Origin of the sequence: Nonomuraea sp. NPDC049646 (assembly GCF_044465525.1) — a bacterium.
Taxonomy (GTDB): Bacteria; Actinomycetota; Actinomycetes; order Streptosporangiales; family Streptosporangiaceae; genus Nonomuraea.
Map to the genome: position 1 here is coordinate 171,031 of NZ_JBITLU010000010.1, position 13,595 is coordinate 184,625.

15 protein-coding genes are annotated in these 13,595 nt (G+C 71.4%); 6 read left to right on the top strand and 9 right to left on the bottom strand.

What is annotated here, in order from left to right:
- Positions 1–141: 141 nt before the first annotated feature.
- On the top strand, positions 142–894 hold the full coding sequence (locus ACIBQ8_RS29275) for an alpha/beta fold hydrolase (RefSeq protein WP_397193463.1): 753 nt from the start codon (positions 142–144) through the stop codon (positions 892–894).
- On the opposite strand, the gene ACIBQ8_RS29280 is transcribed toward ACIBQ8_RS29275, so the two are convergent.
- From ACIBQ8_RS29280 to mce, 3 genes are all read right to left on the bottom strand, one after another.
- Positions 854–1,984, bottom strand: coding sequence for an AI-2E family transporter (locus ACIBQ8_RS29280; RefSeq protein ID WP_397193464.1), 1,131 nt, complete (start codon positions 1,982–1,984; stop codon positions 854–856). The genes ACIBQ8_RS29275 and ACIBQ8_RS29280 overlap by 41 nt on opposite strands.
- Positions 1,985–2,106: 122 nt before the next feature.
- On the bottom strand, positions 2,107–3,396 hold the full coding sequence (locus ACIBQ8_RS29285; RefSeq protein ID WP_352350042.1) for a DivIVA domain-containing protein: 1,290 nt from the start codon (positions 3,394–3,396) through the stop codon (positions 2,107–2,109).
- 191 nt (positions 3,397–3,587) lie between these two features.
- Positions 3,588–4,010: a methylmalonyl-CoA epimerase gene (gene mce / locus ACIBQ8_RS29290; protein WP_352350044.1), complete on the bottom strand. Its 423-nt coding sequence runs from the start codon at positions 4,008–4,010 to the stop codon at positions 3,588–3,590.
- An 86-nt stretch (positions 4,011–4,096) separates the two neighbouring features.
- On the opposite strand from mce, the gene ACIBQ8_RS29295 reads away from it, so the two are divergent.
- Complete coding sequence (locus tag ACIBQ8_RS29295; protein ID WP_397193465.1) at positions 4,097–5,278, top strand: acetyl-CoA C-acetyltransferase; 1,182 nt, start codon at positions 4,097–4,099, stop codon at positions 5,276–5,278.
- A gap of 82 nt (positions 5,279–5,360) precedes the next feature.
- Here the strand turns inward: ACIBQ8_RS29295 and ACIBQ8_RS29300 are convergent, their stop codons facing one another.
- The 6 genes from ACIBQ8_RS29300 to ACIBQ8_RS29325 all read right to left on the bottom strand — a co-directional run bounded on the left by ACIBQ8_RS29300 (position 5,361) and on the right by ACIBQ8_RS29325 (position 9,530).
- On the bottom strand, positions 5,361–5,645 hold the full coding sequence (locus ACIBQ8_RS29300; protein WP_397169645.1) for a hypothetical protein: 285 nt from the start codon (positions 5,643–5,645) through the stop codon (positions 5,361–5,363).
- Positions 5,638–6,246 (bottom strand): RNA polymerase sigma factor, encoded by a 609-nt coding sequence (locus ACIBQ8_RS29305; RefSeq protein WP_397169644.1) that lies wholly within the window; start codon positions 6,244–6,246, stop codon positions 5,638–5,640. The genes ACIBQ8_RS29300 and ACIBQ8_RS29305 overlap by 8 nt, the downstream gene beginning before the upstream one ends.
- A gap of 145 nt (positions 6,247–6,391) precedes the next feature.
- Positions 6,392–6,850, bottom strand: a complete 459-nt coding sequence (locus ACIBQ8_RS29310; RefSeq protein WP_397193466.1) for a hypothetical protein — start codon at positions 6,848–6,850, stop codon at positions 6,392–6,394.
- A gap of 235 nt (positions 6,851–7,085) precedes the next feature.
- The gene (locus tag ACIBQ8_RS29315) at positions 7,086–7,238 is read right to left on the bottom strand and encodes a hypothetical protein (RefSeq protein ID WP_397169640.1); all 153 of its coding nucleotides are present in this window, start codon (positions 7,236–7,238) and stop codon (positions 7,086–7,088) included.
- A gap of 229 nt (positions 7,239–7,467) precedes the next feature.
- Positions 7,468–8,139 (bottom strand): DUF4230 domain-containing protein, encoded by a 672-nt coding sequence (locus tag ACIBQ8_RS29320; RefSeq protein ID WP_397193467.1) that lies wholly within the window; start codon positions 8,137–8,139, stop codon positions 7,468–7,470.
- Positions 8,140–8,198: 59 nt separating this feature from the next.
- A complete protein-coding gene (locus ACIBQ8_RS29325; protein WP_397169637.1) occupies positions 8,199–9,530 on the bottom strand; it encodes a hypothetical protein in 1,332 nt (443 codons plus the stop codon).
- 229 nt (positions 9,531–9,759) lie between these two features.
- Here ACIBQ8_RS29325 and ACIBQ8_RS29330 point away from each other — a divergent pair, with 229 nt between their 5' ends.
- Genes ACIBQ8_RS29330 through ACIBQ8_RS29345 form a run of 4 tightly spaced genes read left to right on the top strand, consistent with a single transcriptional unit; the run spans position 9,760 to position 13,338 of the window.
- On the top strand, positions 9,760–10,311 hold the full coding sequence (locus tag ACIBQ8_RS29330; protein ID WP_357971087.1) for a MarR family transcriptional regulator: 552 nt from the start codon (positions 9,760–9,762) through the stop codon (positions 10,309–10,311).
- Positions 10,295–11,233, top strand: coding sequence for a tetratricopeptide repeat protein (locus tag ACIBQ8_RS29335; protein WP_397169635.1), 939 nt, complete (start codon positions 10,295–10,297; stop codon positions 11,231–11,233). Before ACIBQ8_RS29330 ends, ACIBQ8_RS29335 begins: the two co-directional genes overlap by 17 nt.
- 9 nt (positions 11,234–11,242) lie before the next feature.
- Positions 11,243–11,872 (top strand): AAA family ATPase, encoded by a 630-nt coding sequence (locus ACIBQ8_RS29340; RefSeq protein ID WP_397169633.1) that lies wholly within the window; start codon positions 11,243–11,245, stop codon positions 11,870–11,872.
- A gap of 56 nt (positions 11,873–11,928) precedes the next feature.
- Positions 11,929–13,338 carry an NAD-dependent malic enzyme gene (locus ACIBQ8_RS29345; protein ID WP_357971089.1) on the top strand — a complete coding sequence of 470 codons (1,410 nt, stop codon included), beginning with the start codon at positions 11,929–11,931 and terminating at the stop codon, positions 13,336–13,338.
- Positions 13,339–13,595: the final 257 nt, after the last annotated feature.

Here is a 13,595-nt window from a genome sequence, read left to right on the forward strand (position 1 = left end):
CCACCGTAGGGCAACGTCCGGAAGCGGTCGGGCTTATCGCGGTATACCGGCATAGGTCAATAAGTGAATGTGTCCGTGAACCGGGCTACCGTGTGGTCCGTGCAGCTCTACACGAGATCGGCCGGGAGCGGACTCCCGGTTGTGCTGCTTCACGCGTTCCCGCTGTCGTCGGCGATGTGGCTGGCCCAGCGCGAAGGGCTGTCGGCCGTCTGCCGGGTCATCACCCCCGACCTGCGCGGGTTCGGCGGCTCCCGGCTGGGCGACGACGAGCCCTCCCTCGACCTGATGGCCGACGACGTCGCCCGGCTGCTCGACGACGAGGGCATCGACCGCGCGGTGGTCGGCGGCTTGTCGATGGGCGGCTACGTGACCATGGCCTTCTGCCGCCGGCACCCCGACCGGGTGCTGGGCGTGGTCCTGGCCGACACCAAGGCCGGCACCGACCCGCCCGCCGCCAGGGACAACCGGGAACGCATCGCCCGCGCCGTGCTGGACGAGGGCAGCGAGGTGCTGGTCACCGAGGTGCTGCCGGCGCTCATCGGGCCCACGACCAAGGAACGCAGGGCCATGGTGTTCGGCCGGGTCAAGGGCCTGGTGCAGTCGGCCCCGCCGGGGGCCGTGGCCTGGGCGCAACGGGCCATGGCCGCGCGTCCCGACTCCTTCGGCACGCTGGGCGAGCTCAAGGTGCCCCTGCTGATCGTCGTGGGGGAGGAGGACGAGCTGTCACCGCCCGCCGACGCCGAGGCCATGGCACGGGCCGCGCCCGACGGCCGGCTGGAGGTCATCCCCAAGGCCGGTCACCTGAGCGCGGTCGAGCAGCCGGAGGCGTTCAACGCGACGGTGACCGAGTTCCTCAGGACCGAGCTTGGCGGGGCAGCACGATCTCCCGGATGATCAGCGCGATGGCCGCCGCCACCGGGATCGCCAGCAACGCCCCGACGATGCCGAGCAGGGCGCCGCCGAACAGCGCGGCGATCACCGTCACGGCGGGCGTCACGTCCACCGAGCGCTTCATCACCCTGGGGTAGATGAAGTAGTTCTCGACCTGCTGGTAGACGACGAAGAAGATGGCGCAGGCGATGCCGGCGGGCAGCGACTGCAGCAGCGCGACCCCGGTGACCAGCACCGCGCCGATCGTGGCGCCCACCAGCGGGATCAGGTCGGTCAGGGCCACCACGAGGGCGAGCGCGAGCGCGTACTGCACCCCGGCGATCGACAGGAAGATCCAGGTCAGCACGCCCGCGATGACCGAGATGAGCACGTTGCCCGCGACGTAGCCGCCGATGCCGGTGAGGATCTGCTCGGTGATGGCCGACGTACGCGGCCGGCGCGAGGCCGGGACGAGCTTGAGCAGGTACTCCTTGATCGTGTGCAGCGAGCCGAGGAAGTACAGCATGAGCACCAGCAGCGTCACCGTGGTGAACACGCCGTTGAGCACCACCAGCCCCGCGCCCATGATGCCGCTGGCCAGCGCGGGCCCGAGCGTGCTGGTCACGAACTGGCGCACCTGCGCCAGCACGTGGTACTCGGCCTCGATCTGGCGGACCGTCGGATGGTTGCTCAGGTCGGTGATGTAGCCGGGCACGGCCGCGATGAACTCCGACAACTGCTGGCTGACCGGCGGCACCACGGCCAGGCCGAACAGCGCGAACGCCACGACCACCCCGGTGAACACGATCGAGATCGCCGGCCGCCTGCCCAGGCCGCGCCGCTGCAACGCCTCGACCGCCGGGTTGAGGCCCACGGCCAGGAACATCGCCACGACGATGAGGATGATCGTGCTGAGCGACTTCTCGATCATCTGCGCGAGCGCGATGGCGGTCAGCACGCCCAGCCCGCCCACCAGCCCGAACAGGAACGGCCCGCGGGCGAACGGCTTGCCCGGAAGCCCGTACGGCGCCGGCTCCTCGGCGGGCCCGGCCTCCTGGGACGACTCGGGCTCCTCGGCCTCCGCGGCGGTCCTGGGCTCGGTTTCTGCGGACACGGGGGCTCCTAGGGGGACGGGAGGTGTCGGTGAAACAGAAAGAGAGCCTAGCGACCCAAGGTCACCAGGCTCTCTCTCCAACCGTTCGCTGCCCCCGTGTGCGGTCTCCGACTAGCCCGCCGTCACTCCTGCCACCACTCCGCGTCGTCCTCGCTCTTGGCCTCGACCTTGGGAGCGGGCGTCGTGGGCGGCGCGACCGGCTCGGCGGCCGGCGCGGCGATGGCCGGCTTGGCCGGGGCCGCGGCGACCGCGGGCTCCGGCTCCAGGCCCGGCAGGGCGGCGCCGCCGAGCAGCTGGCGCAGCTGGGCCAGGTGGCTGGTGATGCTGTCGCGCTGCCTGGTCAGCTCGTCGACCTGGCGCTGCATCGTGGTGCGGGTGCGCTCGGCGTCGTTCTTCGCCTCGGTGACGATCGTCTCGGCGCTGGTCTTGGCCTCCGACATGATCGTCTCGGCGCTCTTGCGGGCGTTGGCGACGAGCTGCTTGGCGTGCAGGTCGGCCTCGCGGCGCGTCTGCTCGGCCTGCTGGGTGGCCTTCGTGGCGCGCGACTCGGCCGTGGCGGCCCGCTGCTCGGCCTCGGCGACCATCTTCTGCGTGTTGGCCTGGGCGGTGGCGTGGCGCTCGGCCTCCTGGCGCTCGGCCTCCTCCCGGCGGGAGGCGAGCTGGATCTCGAACTCGGCCTCGTCCTGGGCCCGCTTGGCCTCCGACTCCTCCAGCACCCGCTGAGCCTGCGCGCGCATCTCGTCGGCCTGCCGCTTGGCGGTGGTCAGCACCTCGTCGCGCTCGCGCTTGGTCGAGGCGCGCAGCTGCGCCACCTCGCGCTCGGTGGTGGTGCGCAGCTTGGCGATCTCGCGCTCGGCGTCGGCCCGCTTCTCGGCCACCTCGTGGTCGGCGGTGGCCCGCAGCTTGGCGGCCTCGCGCTCGGTGGTATTGGTCAGCTCGTCGGCCTCGCGGCGGGCGGTGGAGCGGATCTCCTCGGCGTCCCGCTCGGCGGTGGAGCGCATGTCGTCGCTCTCCCGCGTGGCCTGGGCCCGCTTCTCGGCGGCCTCGGCCTCGGCGGCGGCCCGCAGGTCGGCGGCCTCGACCTTGGCGGCGGCCTTGATCTCGTTGGCCTCGGTCCGGGCGGCCTGCACGAGCTCGGTGGCCTGCTCCTCGGCCAGGCGCAGCAACTGCTCGATGCGGGCGCCGAGACCGGAGTACGTCGGACGCTCCTGCTCCTGCAGCTGGCGCTGGGAGTCGGACAGATCGCGCTGCAGGTTGGTGACCTGCTCCCTGGACTGGCGTAGCTCCAGGTCGAGCTGCTTGAGGTGGTCGTGCACCTGGTGCCGGTCGTAGCCCCTGAGCACGACGTCGAACTCGCGTGCCGGGGCGTCCTCGAAGAAGTTGTTGAGCTGGGCGTCGATGTCGGACTGCATGGAGGCTCGATCCTGGGTTGTCGAGACGGCTACACGGGCCGGACGGGGGGTTCGGGGCAGCCGAGCCAGGAGCCTGTGCCTCGCGGCAGGCTCCCTGTCCGGTGGGAAGCCAGCGTACTCCGCTGGTGCCACCTTCGGGCCCCGTCCAGCTTTCTGCGTGACTAGTTACTTATGAACGATATTTCCGTTTGTTAGCGCGAGGCCGCTTGGACCAACTCGGTGAGCATTCCTCCCACATCTTTGGGGTGCAGGAACGCGATCTGCGACCCCATCGAACCGTGACGCGGACGTTCGTCCAGCACCCTCACGCCCTTCTCGTTGATCTTAGTCATGGCCTCGGCGACGTCGGAAACCCCAAATGCCACATGATGGACACCTTCGCCCCGTTTGGCGAGGAATTTCCCCACCGGCGAGTCGTCGGAAAGCGGTTCCAGGAGCTGGATGTAGGAGCCCCCGCCCTCGCCGTCGGCGATGTGCAGCATCGCCTCCTTGACGCCCTGCGCCTCGTTGACCTCGCGGGCCACGACGGTCAGCTCGAACGTCTCCGAGAAGAACGCGATCTTCTCCTCCAGGTCGTGGCAGGCGATCCCGATGTGGTCGATGCGCATGAACATTGTGTGGCCTACCTCCATAGCGGGCGAGCTCCTACTCGTGGGTATGGTGTCAAAGAACCCCTCGTGAGCACAGGAGGCCGCCGCCAATGTCCAGTTCCGTCATCGTCGCCGGAGCTCGTACCCCCATCGGCAAGTTGCTCGGCGCCCTGTCCGGGCTGTCGGGCGTGGAGCTCGGCGGCATCGCCATCAAGGCCGCCCTGGAACGTGCCGGAGTGGCCCCCGAGGCCGTCGAGTACGTGATCATGGGCCAGGTGCTCCAGGCGGGCGCGGGCCAGATCCCCTCCCGCCAGGCCGCCGTCAAGGCCGGCATCCCGATGACCGTGCCCTCGCTGACCGTCAACAAGGTCTGCCTGTCCGGCCTCGACGCCATCGCCCTGGCCGACCAGCTCATCCGCGCCGGCGAGTTCGACATCGTGGTCGCGGGCGGCATGGAGTCCATGACCAACGCCCCCCACCTGCTGCCGGGGCTGCGCAAGGGCGTCAAGTACGGCGGCTCCGACGTGGTCGACTCCATGGCCCACGACGGCCTGTTCTGCGCCTTCGACCAGTGCGCGATGGGCGAGTCGACCGAGCGGCACAACGCCCGGCTCGGCATCGCCCGCGACGAGCAGGACGCCCTGTCGGCCCGCTCCCACCAGCTCGCCGCCGCCGCCACCAAGAACGGCGTCTTCGAGGAGGAGATCGTCCCGGTCGAGATCCCGCAGCGCCGCGGCGAGCCGGTGGTCGTCCGGGAGGACGAGGGCATCCGCGGCGACACCACCGCCGAGACGCTGGCCAAGCTGCGCCCGGCCTTCGCCACCGACGGCACCATCACCGCCGGTTCGGCCTCGCAGATCTCCGACGGCGCGTGCGCCGTGGTGGTCATGTCGAAGGCCAAGGCCGAGGAGCTCGGGCTGCCGTGGCTGGCGGAGATCGGCCGGCACGGCAACGTGGCCGGGCCCGACGCGTCCCTGCAGTCGCAGCCGGCCAACGCCATCAAGCACGCGCTGTCCAAGCAGGGGCTGACCCCCGACGACCTCGACCTGATCGAGATCAACGAGGCGTTCGCGAGCGTGGTCCTGCAGTCGGCCAAGGAGCTCGGCGTGCCGCTGGACAAGGTGAACGTCAACGGCGGCGGCATCGCGCTCGGGCACCCGATCGGGGCCTCGGGGGCGCGGATCGTGCTGACGCTGGCCTACGAGCTGAAGCGGCGGGGCGGCGGCCTGGGGGCGGCCGGCCTGTGCGGCGGGGGCGGGCAGGGCGACGCGCTGATCATCCGCGTGCCCTGACCCGTCCTGGCCCACCCGATCGCTGTCGTCGGGTGGGCCTGGCTTCTGCCCCCTGATCGCGCGGTCGCCGGTCAGAGCGCGGTCAATGAGCCGCGCCCTTGCCCGTGTGCCGCCCGCCCGCCGGGACCAGCTCGCACACGCCGTCGGTGCACTGGCGCTGCATGCGTCCCATCGAGACGAGCTGCACCAGCGCCATCACCCAGCACGCCGGGCACCCGCGCAGGGCGATCGCCCCGACGACGGCGAGCACCAGGCTGACCGGCCCGGTCCACGGGATCAGCGCGACCGAGGCGATCAGCGCGCCGAAGCCCAGCGCGCCGCGGGCCAGGTGACGGGGGAGCGACGTCCCCGCGGTGGGCTCAGTCATGGAGGGCTCCTTGGGACAGCAGGCCGTGCACGGTCGCACGGGCGCGGTGCAGGCGGGACTTCATCGCCGGGACGCTCAGCCCGAGGGCGTCGGCGACCATGCGGCCGCTGAGCCCCTGGACGTCCCGCATGATGAGCACCCGCCGCTGGTCGGCGGGGAGTGCCGCGATGGCCTCGGCCACCCGCGCGGCCTCCAGCCGTTCGAACATCTCCTCCTCTGCCGACTGCGCGGCGGCCGAGGAGGGCGCCGGCGGCCCGGGGCGCAGCATCAGGCGGGCCCGCCTGATGCACTCGTTGCGGATGATCCGGAACATCCACGAGGCCAGCGCCCCGGACGCGCGCAGAGTGCCGATCTTGCGGTACAGGACGATCAGCGCCTCCTGGGCGGCGTCCTCGGCGTCCTCCGGCGTGGCGCACAGCGTGTGGGCGAAGCGCCGCACGTGCGGGTGGGCGCCCGACACCAGCGCGGCGATCGAGTCGGCGTCGCCGGCCCGGGCCGCGTTGATCAGCTGCTCGTCCGACCATGCGCGCCCGCCGCCGGCCGGCTCCGGCGCCGGGGCGCCGGGCCCGGCCGCCGTGCCGAGGCGCCGGGGGTCAGCCACGTTCCTTGCTCCTTCGCCGCAGGACGACCACGCACGTGCAGATCAGTACGGCCGCAGCCCCGGCCGCGATGGCGATCACCATGACGTTCTCCCATTGTCTCGTTCCGTTGTACGGACATGAGAGGCATCGACCCCCGAAAAGGATTCAGGAGAGGCGGGTGAAGTCGGCCGTCCAGTTGGTCTCCCAGGTCGTCCCGCCGTCGGGGGAGAAGCGCTGCTCCCAGCGGCACGAATCGGCAGCGATGTCCGACCAGACGTAGGCCACCTGGATCGGCCGGCCGTCGTACACGTCGTCGCAGGTGAACAGGCCGACTCCGGTGTCGTCGAAGCGGCCCGTGACGGGCGGCAGCGACATGCCGGTGGCGCTGCCGGCCCAGTAGAGCGACCAGGTGCCGGCCGCCTTGTCGTACAGGCGTAAGGTCACCCCGGCCGAGCCCTCGCCGAAGAAGGTGACCTCGTCGATGTTGCCCGCGCCGTCCAGGACGCTCCAGCACCTGGTGTGGCCGGTGAACTCGTACCATTCGTCGCTGCCGGCCAGCGCCTTGCGCAGCCGCCGCTGCCGTGAGGTCCAGGTGCCGACGAAGAAGTCGAAGCTGTTGTCCATGCCCGGACGGTATGCGCTGATCCCTGACATCTTCCGTCAGTGGCCCGCGGATGCCGTACGAGCCCCCGCGACGTACGGCGTGAACGCGCGACACCCCGGTCCCACCAGGAACGGGACCGGGGTGTCGCTGACGCTGCGCGCGGGCCGGCCAGGAATCCGGCGCCGGGCGCGCCCCCCTAAGGGGGCATCTCAGCCCGGCCGCGAGGGAGGCTGCGGCCGGGCTGCTTGTGGACGGTCATGAAGCCAGGAACTTGGCGAAGACCGAGCGGTGGCGACGCTCGGAACGCTGTCCCTTCAGCGCTTCCCGTACGCGCCGCTGCTCGGCGGCGGCCCGACGGAGTTCGGCGGCGTGGTGCTGCATGACGGTGTACTCGAGTTCGGCGTTCATCCGATGCTCCCGCTGTTCGTGTTCCTTGTTCCCTGCACTCTTAAGACTCCTCCTAAGGCCCCTCCCGCCACATCGGGCGGATGTCCTATCTGCCGGGGTTCGGGCAGGTAGGGAGGTACTTAGGCAGGCGCGCCCATGGACTAAGGACGCCTCGGCATACCTAGGCGGGAACGCGGACGGGCCGCCCCACCCGAGGTGGAGCGGCCCGCGGGGCAGGTAAGGACGCCCGTCAGGGCTCGTCGGCGAACTTCACGCTCACCTTGGAGAACCCGAGCGACCTGAGCATGCCGGTGAGCATCGACCTGGTGTTGGCGTCGGCCCGCGCCCGCAGGTCGCTGGCCACGGCCGCCTCGGTGATCTTCTTCTCCGCCAGCAGGTACAGCTCGCGCTGGTCGCCCGGGGAGCCCGACAGGAAGTCCTGGACGCGGTCGAGCAGGCCGCGCTGCTGGGCGAACACGTACGAGCGGCTGTTGTCCAGGTTGGGCTTCTCCAACTGGGCGCGCGGCAGGCGGACGGTGGCCTCGGTGCGCTCCTTGTTCACGGTCACCGCGCCCGCCCCCATGGCCGAGAAGTCGACGTAGGCGTCGACGCCGCCCGCGCCCACGAACAGCGTGCGGGTGCCCTTGACCGCGTCGGGCAGGAAGTTGGCGTCCTTCTCCAGGTCGACGACGACCTGGAAGGTGCCCGTGGCCGCCTCGAACCGGCTGAGGTCCTTGATGGACTGCAGCAGCACCGGCTGGCTGCGGTCGACGGTCTGCTCTCCGAACGGGTTGAGCCAGGTCCAGGCCAGCCGGCCGCCCACCACGAGCAGGACCGCCAGGACGAGGAACCCCGCCGCATATCGCCACCTGCGCCGCCGCCGGGGAGCCAGGTCCGGCGACGTCGTCTGGGAAGTCGTCATGGGGCATGACTACCCGCTCGGCGATCATCATTGCCAGCCGCGGGGTGACATCTTCGTCCTCAGCCGGTGGTGCCCGCCGTGCCGGGGTCGGGATAGACCGGGTAGACGTGGCTGCTCTCGGGCGTGGCGCCGGTGGGGGGCGTGATGACGGCGGTGGGGGCCGGACCGCCGCCGAAGTGCGTGCTGGACAGGCGGCACGCCTGGAAGTCGCTGTAGAACATGCGCAGCCACTCCCTGCGCTGGTGCTCGTCGAGGCCGGAGAACCAGGACGCGGCGTACTGGTGCTCGGGCAGCGGGCCGCCGGGCAGCGGCTCGCCGCGCAGCCAGGCCATCACGATCTCCCGGTAGCCGTCGGCCGGCGTGCCGGGGCAGCGGGCGGCCAGCGCGTCGATGTACTCGTAGGCCGCCTCCTCGGCGAACCCCGCCGACAGGTCGGGCACGTGGATCGGCGCCAGGCCGTTGGAGGGCTTCAGCGGCTCGTCCAGCGGCCGCTGCTCCACCCGCGTGAACGCGGCCGGCGTGCCGGCCAGGCGCGAGGCGATCTGCGTGAACACCGCGCCCAGCTCGGTCTGCCCGGCCCGCATCCCGGGGTGCAGGCAGACCGTGATCGGCCACTCCTGGCAGGCGTAGGCGATGTCCTCGGCCGCGGCCGGCTTGGGATGGGCCAGCATCCGCGACACGCCCATGCCCGCGGCCAGCACGGCCAGCAGCGCGCACGCAAGCACCAGGGCCTGCCTGGTCACCAGCGCCGCCCAGCCGAGCAGCAGCGCGCAGGTGATGCCGAGCAGCCAGATCGTCTGGTCGAAGAACGGCGCCCCGCCCAGCCCCTGGAACAGGTCGTACGGCTCGCCCGTGCCCGGCACCAGCCGGTCGGCCAGCCCCCGGTCGTCGGCCAGCCAGGAGAAGGCGACGTAGCAGGCCAGCCCCGCGATCGGCGGCGTGAGCGCCTTGGGCACGACCCAGCCGGCCACCCACCCGATCACCGCGTAGAGCGCCAGGCCCGCCATGCCCATGCCCAGGCCGGACAGGCTGAGCCGCCCCGCCTGGTCGGTGAGCACGGTCTTGACCGCCAGCACCAGCACCGTCGCGCCGAACGAGCCCAGCACCACCACCACGATCGCCAGCGGCGCCTTGAGCGCCCGCCACGTCGTGAGCGAGCGCCCGCGCAGGGCGCGCCGCTTGCGCAGCGCCACCCACGCGGCGAACGCCGCCGCCACCGGCCCGGTCATCCGCAGCGAGCCGATGACCGCGGCCAGGATGTTCTCCCACGCGTCGACGCCGGGTATCAGGACGTTCCACGCCGCGACCAGGCCGAGAGCGAGCAGCACCGCCACTGTCACGGCCGCGCTGTGCTTCAGCTCCTCGCGTGTAACGCCCGCGTGCTCACGCACCCTGTATCCCGTTGATGTTCACCAAGCACCCCCCGTGCCCTCGGCAAAGCGGAAGAATGCCAGCCCAGACCCGTCCCCACGGCAGATGGACTTGGCTTCCGCGTCACCTTACGTGAGAGAACCATAACGGAGCGTGATGATTGACGGTCGGATTCTTGGTCAAGCGGTGAAGCCTGTCGCTCCAGGTGGCCCGACGAAACCGGGACGAGAGGCACGCTACCGTAGCGCTGTGTCCCAGCCGAAGCCGCTCAATCTGCCGTTCGATCCCATCGACCGCGCCGCGGAGAGCTGGCGTGCCCGCTTCGGGCCTTCCTCCGCGATGGCCGCGGTCACCTCGATCATGAGAGCGCAGCAGATCCTGCTGTCGCAGCTCGACTCCCTGCTCAAACCCCACGACCTCACCTTCGCCCGCTACGAGGCCCTGGTGCTGCTGACGTTCAGCCACACCGGCTCGCTGCCGCTGTGGAAGATCGGCGAACGGCTCATGGTCCACCCCACCAGCGTCACGAACACGGTGGACAGGCTGGAGAAGTCCGGGTTCGTCTGCCGCCTGCCCAATCCCCGCGACGGCCGCGGCGTGCTGGCCGAGATCACCGCCAAGGGCAGGGAGGTCGTGCGCCGGGCCACCGACGACCTGATGGCCGCCGAGTTCGGCCTCACGATGTACGCCGAGGACGAACTCCGCCAGATCTTCGACCAGCTCCGCACGCTGAGGGTGGCGGCGGGTGACTTCGCGGGCCCGTCCATGCGGCAAGATGAGGAGCATGGCGGACTTCTCTAGGCCCGGGTCGCTCTACGGAGCTGTGGACCTGGGCGCGCGCAAACAGGCACTGGAGGCCCAGGCCCGGCGGGAGGCCGCCGGTCCCCAGGGGGCCACCTCGGCCTCGGTCGTCGACGTGACCGAGGAGACGTTCACGACGGACGTCATCGACCGGTCGATGACCGTGCCGGTGGTGCTCGACCTGTGGTCGCCGAGGGCGCCCGGCAGCGCCCAGCTCAGCCCGGTGCTGGAGAAGGTGATCGGCGACCTGGGCGGCCGGGCCGTGCTGGCCAAGGTCAACGTCGACGCCAGCCCCCAGATCGCGCAGGCGCTGCGGGTGCAGGCCGTGCCGACCGTGCTGGCCATCTTCCAGGGGCAGGCCGTCACCGGCTTCCAGCAGGTGCTGCCCGAGCAGGAGGTGCGCCGCTGGCTCGACGAGCTGATGGGCGCGGTCGAGCAGTTCTACCAGGCCAACCCCGACGCCCGGCCGCCGGCGGCCGAGGAGGGGCCGCAGGCGCCCGACGGGCCGCCCGCCGACCCCGACCTGGTGGCGGCCGAGCAGGCCATCGACGCGGGCGACCTCGACGCGGCCGAGGCGGCCTACCAGCGCCTGCTGGCCCGCGTCCCCGGCGACGAGGACGCCAAGATGGGCCTGGCCGGCGTCGGGCTGATCAAGCGCACCTCCGAGGCCGACCCGGCCGAGGTGCAGCGGCGCGCCCAGGACCCGTCCGACATCGAGGCGCAGCTCCTGGCCGCCGACCTGGAGATGCTCTCCGGCGCGGTCGACGAGGCGTTCGAGCGCGTGGTGGCCGTGGTCAAGCGCACGTCGGGCGACGACCGCGACCGGGCCAGAAAGCACTTGCTCGGCCTTTTCGACGCGTTGCCGTCAGACGACCCATCTTTGGCGAAAGCGCGTAGAGCATTGGCGAGCGCCCTGTTCTAACCTGGGGGTATGCGGGTCGTCACGATCTCCGCGGCCTACGGCACGGCCGGCAGCCTCATCGGCCCGGCCGTCGCCGAACGGCTCGGCGTGCCCTTCGTCGACCGTGCCATCCCCAGCGCCGTGGCCAAGGAGCTCGGCTGCACGCTGGAGGAGGCGCTGGCCCACGACGACCGCGCCGAACACGGCCTCGGCAGGCTGCTGTCGGGCGCCATCCGGCTGCCCACGGTCACCTTCGGCGGCGTGGACATGTACGTCCCGGGCGCGATGCCGCTGCCGCCGGAGGAGTTCGTCCGGCGCACCGAGCGCATGATGAAGGAGATGGCCCTGGCCCAGGGAGGCGTCTTCCTGGGCCGTGCCGGCGCCCTGGTGCTGGCCGACCATCCCGGCGCCCTGCACGTCCGGCTCGACGCGCCGCTGAATCGCCGGGTCCGCCAGACGGCCACGCTGAGCGGCACGAGCGAGCGGGAGGCGCGGGCCGTCATCGAGGACAACGACCGGGCCAGGACGGCCTACGTCCGCCACTTCTACCGGGCGGATCCGGGTGATCCGTGCCACTATCACCTTGTGCTCGACAGCACGACGATTCCCGTCCCCGCGTGTGTCGATCTCATCGTCACCGCAGCGACGGCACTGGGTTGACCTGATGCCCCCTATCCTTGGATGACTTCTTGGTCAGTCCCGAAGGAGCGATTGACGTGGCGACCGTCCCGAGTGTGTCGTACTCCATAACCGTGCGTCTCGAGGTGCCCGCAGGCGGCAAGGCCGTGAGCCAGCTCACCCACGCCGTAGAGTCGGCCGGAGGCGTGGTGACCGCCCTCGACGTCACCAACGCGGGCCACGAGAAGCTCCGCATCGACGTCACCTGCGCCGCGCGCGACACCGACCACGCGCAGGCCATCGTCGACCAGCTGGAGGCGGTCGAGGGCGTCGTCATCCACAAGGTCTCCGACCGCACGTTCCTCATGCACCTCGGCGGCAAGATCGAGATGAAGTCGAAGGTGCCGCTGCGCAACCGCGACGAGCTGTCCATGGCCTACACCCCGGGCGTGGCGCGCGTGTCGATGGCCATCGCCAGGAACAAGGAGGACGCGCGGCGCCTGACGATCAAGCGCAACTCGGTGGCCGTGGTCACCGACGGGTCGGCGGTGCTGGGCCTGGGCAACATCGGGCCGGAGGCCGCGCTGCCGGTCATGGAGGGCAAGGCCGCCCTGTTCAAGCGGTTCGCCGGCATCGACGCCTGGCCCATCTGCCTCGACACCCAGGACGTCGACGAGATCGTCCGCACGGTGCAGCTCATCGCGCCCGGGTTCGGCGGCATCAACCTGGAGGACATCGGCGCGCCGCGCTGCTTCGAGGTCGAGCGCCGGCTGCGCGAGCTGCTGGACATCCCGGTCTTCCACGACGACCAGCACGGCACCGCGATCTGCGTGCTGGCGGCGCTGACCAACGCGCTGCGCGTGGTGAACAAGTCCATCGAGAACGTCAAGATCACGATGGCCGGCGCCGGCGCGGCCGGGAACGCGGTGCTGCGGCTGCTGCTGGCCGCCGGCGCCCGCAACGTGGTCGTCTGCGACTACCTGGGCGCCGTGCACAAGGGCCGCGACGACCTCGACGACTCGCTGCGCTGGATCGCCGAGCACACCAACGCCGACGGCTACGCGGGCGACCTGCGCGGCGCGGTCAAGGACGCCGACGTGTTCGTGGGCGTGTCCGCGCCCGGCATCCTGACCGGCGACGACATCGCGACGATGGCCAAGGACTCCGTGGTGTTCGCGCTGGCCAACCCCGAGCCCGAGGTCTCGCCCGACGACGCGCGCGAGCACGCCGCCGTGGTGGCGACCGGCCGCTCCGACTACCCCAACCAGATCAACAACGTGCTGGCCTTCCCGGGCGTGTTCCGCGGCCTGCTCGACGCGCAGGCCGGCGGGGTGACGCAGGAGATGCTGCTGGCCGCGGCGGGCGCGCTGGCGGCCGTGGTGACCCCGGAGGAGCTGGGCCCCAACTACATCGTGCCGAGCGTCTTCCACCCCGACGTGGCGACGGCGGTGGCCGCCGCGGTCCGCGAGAGCGCCGGCGGCCGGGCCCGCGGCTTCACCGAGGCGTGATCCCGCCCGGGGCCGGTTCCGACCCGGTCCGGCCCCGGCGAGCACCCCACCCGGAGGGCCCACAGAGCGCACCGTCACGGCGGCGCGCCGGTGAAGGGTCAGAGGGCGTGCCCTGGAAGGCCACCAGCCGAAGTACGGCGGGTGGCTGGACCACGCGAAGCCGTAAGGACAGAAAAACGCGAAGGGCCCGCGCGGACGGAACCCCAGAACAGAGGTCCGTGAAGGCGGAGGCTCCTGAGGGCCAGAGGTCCGTGAAG

Excerpts from the sequence above, each read along its gene's own strand:
- ACIBQ8_RS29320 (WP_397193467.1), bottom strand. The coding sequence starts at position 8,139 with ATGACGACTTCCCAGACGACGTCGCCGGACCTGGCTCCCCGGCGGCGG.
- mce (WP_352350044.1), bottom strand. The coding sequence starts at position 4,010 with ATGTTCATGCGCATCGACCACATCGGGATCGCCTGCCACGACCTGGAG.
- ACIBQ8_RS29285 (WP_352350042.1), bottom strand. The coding sequence starts at position 3,396 with ATGCAGTCCGACATCGACGCCCAGCTCAACAACTTCTTCGAGGACGCC.
- ACIBQ8_RS29340 (WP_397169633.1), top strand. The coding sequence starts at position 11,243 with ATGCGGGTCGTCACGATCTCCGCGGCCTACGGCACGGCCGGCAGCCTC.
- ACIBQ8_RS29315 (WP_397169640.1), bottom strand. The coding sequence starts at position 7,238 with ATGAACGCCGAACTCGAGTACACCGTCATGCAGCACCACGCCGCCGAA.
- ACIBQ8_RS29295 (WP_397193465.1), top strand. The coding sequence starts at position 4,097 with ATGTCCAGTTCCGTCATCGTCGCCGGAGCTCGTACCCCCATCGGCAAG.
- ACIBQ8_RS29310 (WP_397193466.1), bottom strand. The coding sequence starts at position 6,850 with ATGGACAACAGCTTCGACTTCTTCGTCGGCACCTGGACCTCACGGCAG.
- ACIBQ8_RS29300 (WP_397169645.1), bottom strand. The coding sequence starts at position 5,645 with ATGACTGAGCCCACCGCGGGGACGTCGCTCCCCCGTCACCTGGCCCGC.
- ACIBQ8_RS29335 (WP_397169635.1), top strand. The coding sequence starts at position 10,295 with ATGGCGGACTTCTCTAGGCCCGGGTCGCTCTACGGAGCTGTGGACCTG.